A 2,082-nucleotide genomic window follows, 5' to 3' on the forward strand; every position below is an offset into this window, starting at 1 on the left:
CGCCACCAACCGCCCCGACGTGCTCGATCCGGCGCTGCTGCGCCCGGGCCGCTTCGACCGCCAGGTCACCGTCGGCCTGCCGGACGTGCGCGGCCGCGAGATGATCCTCAAGGTGCACATGCGCAAGGTGCCGATCGACGACGACGTCGAGGCCATGACCATCGCGCGTGGCACCCCGGGCTTCAGCGGCGCCGACCTGGCCAACCTGGTCAACGAGGCGGCGCTGTTCGCGGCCCGCGAAAACGCCAAGACGGTGCGCATGGAACACTTCGACCGCGCCCGCGACAAGATCCTGATGGGCGCCGAGCGCCGCTCGATGGCCATGAGCGAAGACGAAAAGAAGCTCACCGCCTACCACGAGGCCGGCCACGCCATCGTCGGCCGCGTCGTGCCCGAGCACGACCCGGTCTACAAAGTGACGATCATCCCGCGCGGCCGCGCGCTGGGCGTCACCATGTACCTGCCCGAAGGCGACAAGTATTCCTACAACCGTACGCACATCGAATCGATGCTGTGCTCGCTGTACGGCGGCCGCGTTGCCGAAGAGCTGATCTTCGGCGCCGACAAGGTCACCACCGGCGCCAGCAACGACATCGAACGCGCCACCAAGATGGCCCGCAACATGGCCACCAAGTGGGGCCTGTCGGACGAACTGGGCCCGATCGCCTACAGCGACGAAGAGGACGAGGTGTTCCTGGGCCGGTCGGTCACGCAGCACAAGTCGGTTTCGGACGACACCGCCCGCAAGATCGATGAAGTCGTGCGCGGCATCCTTGATCGCGCCTACCAGCGCACCAAGGAAATCCTCACGGCCAACATGGACAAGCTGCACGTGATGGCCGAGGCGCTTCTTACCTACGAAACCATCGACGCGCACCAGATCGACGCCATCATGGAAGGCCGTCGCCCCGGCCCGCCGGCCGACTGGGCCAAGTCCGGCCGCATCTCCAAGGACGACCCGGGCCCCGGCCCGGCCGCCGGCCCGCTGGGCGGACCGATGCCGCAGACCTGACCAGGTCGCTGTAATGTAGGAGCGCCTTCAGGCGCGAATCTTTTGACTTTGCCGTTGGCAAAGAAGAGATTCGCGCCTGAAGGCGCTCCTACATTTTCCCAGGGGTTTCTATGTTCGACCTGACTCCCAGCCTCGACTGCGCCGGCCGCCTGCTGAAGCTCAACGTGCCCCGGGTCATGGGCATCGTCAACGTCACGCCGGATTCTTTTTCCGACGGCGGTGCCCACGATTCCACCGACGCCGCCGTGGCCCACGGCCTGCGGCTGGCCGCGGAGGGCGCGGACCTGCTGGACGTCGGCGGTGAATCCACCCGTCCCGGGGCGGGCGAGGTACCCGTTGAAGAAGAGCTGCGCCGGGTGATCCCGGTGATCGAGCGCCTGGCCGCCGAAACCTCGCTGCCGATCTCGGTGGACACGTCCAAGCCCGAGGTCATGCGCGCGGCGGTCGCCGCCGGCGCCGGCCTGATCAACGACGTTTTCGCGCTTCGTCGCGAGGGGGCGCTGGACGCGGCGGCCGCGGCCGGCGTGCCGGTGGTGCTGATGCACATGCAGGGTGAACCGCGCACGATGCAGGACGCACCCGATTACGACGACCTGGTCGGCGACGTGCACCGGTTCCTGGCCGAACGCATCTTCGCCTGCGAAATGGCCGGCATTCCGAAGAAGTCGATCGTGCTCGATCCGGGCTACGGCTTCGGCAAGACCGGTGCGCACAACCTGCTGCTACTGCGCCAGCAATCGCGTCTGCTCGACCTGGGCCTGCCGCTGCTGGCCGGGCTGTCGCGCAAGCGTTTCCTGGGCGAGATCACCGGCCGCGAGGTCGGCGAACGCCTGCATGCCTCGGTGGCCGCCGCCGTACTGGCCGCCGAATACGGTGCCCGCATCCTGCGCGTGCACGACGTCGCGGCCACCGTGGATGCGCTGAAGCTATGGGCCGCCGTGGCAGCCCAGCCGGCACCGAAGGCGACGCCGGCCAAGCCGTCGATCAGCTGGCCCGACGACGACTAGTTCGCCGCGCGCGCGCCCAGGCGCTTGGACGTTTCGCCGCCCACCTGCCTGACCGGGGCCGCC

1 protein-coding gene and 1 pseudogene are annotated in these 2,082 nt (G+C 68.4%); both read left to right on the forward strand.

Annotated features, from left to right (window positions below; genetic code table 11):
* Nucleotides 1-1,012: pseudogene (locus tag AACZ35_RS13965) on the forward strand (ATP-dependent metalloprotease); the annotation flags it as partial.
* Between the two features lie 110 nt (nt 1,013-1,122).
* Nucleotides 1,123-2,019, forward strand: a complete 897-nt coding sequence (folP, locus tag AACZ35_RS13970; RefSeq protein ID WP_339830326.1) for a dihydropteroate synthase — start codon at nt 1,123-1,125, stop codon at nt 2,017-2,019.
* The last annotated feature ends 63 nt before the right edge of the window (nt 2,020-2,082 follow it).

It is taken from the genome of uncultured Arenimonas sp. (assembly GCF_963976025.1).
Classification (GTDB): domain Bacteria; phylum Pseudomonadota; class Gammaproteobacteria; order Xanthomonadales; family Xanthomonadaceae; genus Arenimonas.